Here is a 5,452-nt window from a genome sequence, read left to right as displayed (position 1 = left end):
CCTGCCCTCGGGCTTGCTTCCATCGGGCGGCACGGACATGGCACGCCCCGGCAAGACGCCGGCTGCGGGACGGACGACGGCGGACAGCGCACGCCTGGACGAGGGCACCAACCCGGCGGACGGGACCACTCCGGCCAGTCCGCCGGGTATTGCGTCCCCTTTTCCGGCCACCCCCGTCCGAACGCCATCGCCACACCGCGACGAGCGGGACGAGGCCGGAGCGAGCGACGACGGAGCGGCCGAGGCCGGGTCCCCATCGGACGCCGTTCTTTTCGAGCCGGAAACGATGCCCGCGAACCCCGACCGGACGCAGAACGCCGCGACCATGCCCGCGACGCCGGTCGATCCGGGACAGACCCCTTCGACCACGCAGCTTGCGCCGAACCCGATCCTCACCGTGCACCAGACGCATGCCACCACCAGCACGATGACGCTTGCGCTACAGGACACGGCGCATGGGGTCCTGCATCTTCAGATCGACACCAGCGACGGCGATACGACGCGAATCAGGATCGAATCATCGGACCAGCAGATGCTTCATGACCTGCGTCACGATCACGCAGAGCTCTCGGCCCTGATCGGCCTGAGTGGCGCGGACGCCACACCACAAAAGGTGTCGTTCGAGTTCGCGCCAACACCCGATGCCCCGCCGTCGGGCTTCGGGCAGGGTCCCTCGGGGCAGGGCGGCTATGGACACCCACAGGACCATCCGGCCAGCGGCGGCGGCACACCCAACCTGTCGGGCCCCGGCCCCGCATCCGCGCGGAGCAATGCCTCGGGCACCACGCCGGACATCCGCGCCGGCCGCTCGTGGGCCCTGGGCACGCTGAACATCACGGCGTGACGGACGCGGGACGCGCTGGGCCCCGCCATGCCACGCCCGCGAGCCCCTTACGAGTCGTAGGTCAGGAGGGTGTGCACCGGCACGTCCAGACGCGACCGGCCGCCAAGGAACGACAGCTCGATCACCATGGACGCCCCCACGACTTCGGCCCCAACCTTGCGCAGCAGCGAAATCGACGCGGCCAGGGTGCCCCCGGTCGCCAGAAGGTCGTCCACGACCACGACGCGCTGGCCCGGCTTGATGGCGTCCGCCTGGATCTGAAGGCTGTCGGACCCGTATTCGAGGTCGTAGTTCAGCGTCACCGTCTCGCCCGGCAGTTTGCCCGGCTTGCGCAGCATCACGAGGCCCAGCCCCAGACGCGTCGCCAGCGGAGCGGCCATCAGAAAGCCGCGCGACTCGATTCCGGCCAGAATATCGGGCTGCCACGCGGCGACGGCACGCGCGATGCGCGCGGTCGCGATCTGCCACGCATCGGCGTCCCGCAGCAGCGTCGAGATGTCGTAGAACAGGATGCCGGGCTTGGGGAAATCGGGGATGCCGCGAATATAGCGCTTCAGGTCGAGAGCGGGGTTGTCCATGGAGCCGGACCGTTCCTTGTCTTCATGTCCCCCCGGACGGGACCACGGTCAGGCATGCCTGCGGGCCGGGGGCGCGACAGGCTTTAGCCGCATCGCCTCCGTCCGGGCAAGCCGTGCCGTGGCCGGCCTAGCGGCCCGGCAACGCCTGCGTCACCGCGTCCAGCAAGGCGCCCCGGCGGAACGGCTTGGCCAGAACCACCGAACCCGCCACACCCCGTGACGCGCCGATATCGGAATCGCCGGACATGTAGATCACCCCCAGAGCCGGGGCGTCCGCGCGCATCTGGCGGGCCAGCGTGAAGCCGTCGACGGGCGCGGGCAGGTTGATGTCGGTCAGCAGAAGATCGGGGTAGACGCCGCCGGCCGCCTCGCGCAGCGCGTCCGCGCCGCTTCCGGCGCTGACGATGTCATGCCCCGCCAGCGACAGAACGGTGACCACCACATCGCGCACGGCGGTGTCGTCCTCGACGACCAGAATACGCACCGGACGGTCCGCAGACGCGGTCGACAGGCTCATGATGCGTGCGCTCCCCGATAGAACCGGCCGGGCACCAGCCACCCGTCCACCGCAAGGATGAGGTGACGGCGGTACCGGTGCAACGGCTTTAGTGGCCCATCGGCATCACATCCTCAGCAGCCACGCCCGCACCTGCGGGAACCGCAGGCCGCAGCGCGGCCAGCATGGCCATGATGACGGCGCCCATCAACATCGTGCCGGCCATCGGCAACGGCGTGTGCGACGGCATGGACCCGATCATCCCGCCCGCGCCGGCACCAAGAACATACTGCAGCGTGCCGATGAAGGCCGCGGCACTTCCGGCCAGACGCGGGTGGTTGACCATCGCGCCCACCATCGCGTTGGGCCCGATGATGCCGGTGGGGGCCAGCGAGATCATCAGGGCCGCGATGATCAGCCACAGAAGGACGACCGGGATCGGGTGCGCGCCGCCACCGCCGCCGAGATGGCGCAGGGCTTCGCCGTCGGGGTGCATCCTGAACACGGCCTCGACCGACAGTCCGGTCAGGATCAGGGTGCCGACCACCGCCATGGCGATGGCGACGGTCAGCATCCGGTTCGCATCGACCCTTCCGACCAGCATGCCGTTGATCTGGGACGCGCCGATCATGCCGACGGCGAAGATGCCGAACATCATGCCGAAATGGGCCGGTGAGAAGCCGAAGACGTGAATGAACACGCTGGCCGCCGCCGACAGATAGGTGAACGAGAGAAAAGCCGAGAATCCGGCAATCATCGCGTTGGTGATGAACGCCCGGTCGCGCATCAGGAACACATAGCGGCTGAACAGCGCCATGGGCGAAAAGCTCTGCCGGAGATCATCGGACAACGTCTCGGGAAGCACGCGCCACAGGACCACGATGCACACCAGACCATAGACGCCCGACGCCCAGAAGATCGACCGCCAGGAGGTGAACTGCAGCACCAGGCCGCCGATGGTCGGCGCCAGGATGGGCACCACGCCCATCACCAGAACAAGCTGCGACATCATGCGCGCGGCCACGTTGCCGTGCGCGATGTCGCGCACACAGGCGCTGGGGATGACAAGGCTGGCCGAGGCACCGAGTGCCGCGATCAGACGAAAGGCCGAGAACACCCAGATATCGGACGCCATCGCGCATCCGAACGAGGCAATCGTATAGATCACGGTGCCGATCATCATCGGCCGCAGACGCCCGAACCGGTCCGACAGCGGCCCCATCGTCATCTGTCCGAACGCCAGACCCACGAACCAGACCGACAGGGTCATCTGGGCACCGCCCGCACTGGTGTGCAGCGACTGCTCCAGGTCCGGAAAGGCGGGCAGGTAGATGTCGGTCGAGACGGGCCCGACCGCCGTCAGAAAACCCAGCAGGAACGGTATCCAGCCGAAGACACGGCGGGTCGGACGCCCGACCTGTGGCGCCTCGGCCGTGATCGTGCCCGCGGTGCTCTCGAGGGCGTCTTGCGGAGGGGCCATGCAGCGGCGCTCCCAGAAGTCGGTGTCAGAAGGCAGAACGGGATTGGCGGCGGTCCCGTGACGGGACAGATCGGCCGCATCGGGGGGGCTGGCCCAAGGGCACAGCCCCGCGCGTCCGTGCAAGAGTGGACAGAGTGACGCCTTAACGCCGCGCCGTGCCAGAGGATGACCTCATAATAAATTTTTTATCCGCCGTGCGCGCCGCATCAGCAGCACGCCCAGCAGCGCCGACAGGGCAAACAGCACGGCCGCCAGTGCGATCCGCCATTCCTGCCCGAGCCTGACCCCGGTGCCGAGCACGACGAACACCGCGCCCTGCGGGGTGCTGCCCAGTAACGTGCCCACTGCGAACGGTGCAACCCCGATTCCGCTCAACCCCGCCCCGCAATTGACCAGCAAGGACGATCCCACCGGCAACAGGCGCAGCGACAGGATCGCCAGAAAGGGGCCCGACGCCAGCAACCCGTCCAGCCGCGCCATCGCGCCGCCGAACCGCCGCCGGGCCCAGTCCCGCGCCACCCAGCGGGCCCATCCGAACGCCGCGAGCGCGCCGACCATGGTCGCGGTCGTGGCCAGTGCGAGGCCCAGCCACGGGCCGAAGACGGCACCGGCGGCCAGACACAGGATCTGGCGCGGCAGCCCGAACGCGCAATACGCGCACCCCATCGCCAGTAGGACCAGCGCCCCCCTCCAGCCGCCACGCAGGGTGTGCGGATCGGCCAGCAGATGTTGCAGGGCGGGCATGCGCTGAAGCAGGAGGACCAGCAGCGCCAGCCCGGCCAGAAGCCCGATCGGCTGGCGCCACCGCGCCAGTGCGCCGCGCCCTTGGGGTCCGGAGGCCGAGGCTGTCATCTCCGCCGCGTATCATCGCCTTGCTCCCCGACGCAACCCCGGTCTACATCCCGCACATGAGCGCCTCCTCGTCGACTTTTACGCGTGGTGCGACCGATCCGGTCGTGTTGCGCAACCGCCGCCGCGTCTCGACGTGGCTGTTCGCGATCTGCGTCATGCTGCTGGGCATGATCGGTCTGGGCGGCTTCACGCGCCTGACCGGATCGGGCCTGTCCATCATGGACTGGCGCCCGGTGACGGGGATGATCCCGCCCTTGTCGCATGCGGAGTGGGTGCGCCAGTTCGAACTGTACAAGACCATCCCGCAATACCGCATTCTGCATGACGGCTTCGGTCTTGCCGGCTTCCAGAAGATCTTCTGGGCCGAGTGGACCCACCGCTTCTGGGGCCGGATGATCGGCTTCGTGCTGTTCATCCCTCTGGTCTGGTTCGCCGTGACGGGTGCGCTGTCGCGTGGCCTGATCGCGCGTCTGGTGCTGTTCTTCGTGCTGGGCGGCCTGCAGGGCGCGATCGGCTGGTTCATGGTCGCCTCCGGCTTCGACCCGGACAGCACGGCGGTCGAACCCGTGCGGCTGGTGCTGCATCTGTGTTTCGCACTGGTGCTCTATGTCGCCATTCTGTGGACGGCGCTGTCGGTGCGCACGCCGCAACCCACGTTCATCCCCGCCGTGGCCGGCGTGCTGCGTGTGCGGCGCGCGGTGCGGCTGGCCGCCGTGCTGCTGGCGACGACGATCGTCGCGGGCGGCTTTACGGCCGGCACGCATGCGGGATTTGCCTACAACACCTTTCCGCTGATGGAAGGGCGCGTCGTGCCCGCGCAATACGCTCAGCTTGAACCGTTCTGGCGTAACTGGTTCGAGAATATCGCGGCCGTGCAGTTCGACCACAGGCTCCTGGCCACGCTGACGGTTCTGACCATCGGCATGGCGCTGGTGATGGGTCTGCGCGAACCCAAACTCGGCCGGTCGGCCCAGGACGGCCTGATGATCATGGGCTGGGCCGTGCTGATCCAGTATGCACTGGGCGTCACGACCCTGTTGCTGGTGGTGCCCGTCTGGGCCGGCACAGTGCACCAGACCTTCGCCGCGATCCTGCTGGGCATTCTGGTGATGGTGCTGCACCGTCTGCGGGGCGTCGGGCGCCCCTGACGGTTCCGCGCTAGCGCTGTTCCGCCGTGCGCGCCGGCTCGCGCCCGGGCGTCC

At 68.5% G+C, this 5,452-nt stretch carries 6 protein-coding genes; 2 read left to right on the top strand and 4 right to left on the bottom strand.

Annotation, left to right across the window (positions count from 1 at the left end; genetic code table 11):
* Positions 1-844 (top strand): hypothetical protein (locus HUK82_RS14180; protein WP_218061600.1); only part of this gene is annotated, 844 nt, incomplete at its 5' end.
* 47 nt (positions 845-891) lie between these two features.
* On the opposite strand, the gene HUK82_RS14175 is transcribed toward HUK82_RS14180, so the two are convergent.
* From HUK82_RS14175 to HUK82_RS14160, 4 genes are all read right to left on the bottom strand, one after another.
* Positions 892-1,422 (bottom strand): adenine phosphoribosyltransferase, encoded by a 531-nt coding sequence (locus HUK82_RS14175; RefSeq protein ID WP_176614576.1) that lies wholly within the window; start codon positions 1,420-1,422, stop codon positions 892-894.
* 127 nt (positions 1,423-1,549) lie between these two features.
* Entirely contained in the window at positions 1,550-1,939 is a 390-nt protein-coding gene (locus tag HUK82_RS14170) for a response regulator (RefSeq protein WP_176614575.1), read from the bottom strand.
* A gap of 88 nt (positions 1,940-2,027) precedes the next feature.
* A complete protein-coding gene (locus HUK82_RS14165) occupies positions 2,028-3,398 on the bottom strand; it encodes a multidrug effflux MFS transporter (RefSeq protein WP_176614574.1) in 1,371 nt (456 codons plus the stop codon).
* A gap of 171 nt (positions 3,399-3,569) precedes the next feature.
* Positions 3,570-4,250 carry a TVP38/TMEM64 family protein gene (locus HUK82_RS14160; protein ID WP_176614573.1) on the bottom strand — a complete coding sequence of 227 codons (681 nt, stop codon included), beginning with the start codon at positions 4,248-4,250 and terminating at the stop codon, positions 3,570-3,572.
* A gap of 56 nt (positions 4,251-4,306) precedes the next feature.
* Between HUK82_RS14160 and HUK82_RS14155 the strand changes: the two genes are divergently transcribed.
* Positions 4,307-5,398: a COX15/CtaA family protein gene (locus HUK82_RS14155; RefSeq protein WP_176614572.1), complete on the top strand. Its 1,092-nt coding sequence runs from the start codon at positions 4,307-4,309 to the stop codon at positions 5,396-5,398.
* Positions 5,399-5,452 lie beyond the last annotated feature (54 nt).

This window comes from Ameyamaea chiangmaiensis (genome assembly GCF_013376175.1).
Taxonomy (GTDB): domain Bacteria; phylum Pseudomonadota; class Alphaproteobacteria; order Acetobacterales; family Acetobacteraceae; genus Ameyamaea; species Ameyamaea chiangmaiensis.
The sequence above is the reverse complement of the archived record's forward strand: the minus strand, read 5'-3'. Positions and strand labels throughout refer to the sequence as shown.

Coding starts and splice junctions, on each gene's coding strand:
- HUK82_RS14165 (WP_176614574.1), bottom strand. CDS start 3,398: ATGGCCCCTCCGCAAGACGCCCTCGAGAGCACCGCGGGCACGATCACG.
- HUK82_RS14170 (WP_176614575.1), bottom strand. CDS start 1,939: ATGAGCCTGTCGACCGCGTCTGCGGACCGTCCGGTGCGTATTCTGGTC.
- HUK82_RS14155 (WP_176614572.1), top strand. CDS start 4,307: ATGAGCGCCTCCTCGTCGACTTTTACGCGTGGTGCGACCGATCCGGTC.
- HUK82_RS14175 (WP_176614576.1), bottom strand. CDS start 1,422: ATGGACAACCCCGCTCTCGACCTGAAGCGCTATATTCGCGGCATCCCC.
- HUK82_RS14160 (WP_176614573.1), bottom strand. CDS start 4,250: ATGACAGCCTCGGCCTCCGGACCCCAAGGGCGCGGCGCACTGGCGCGG.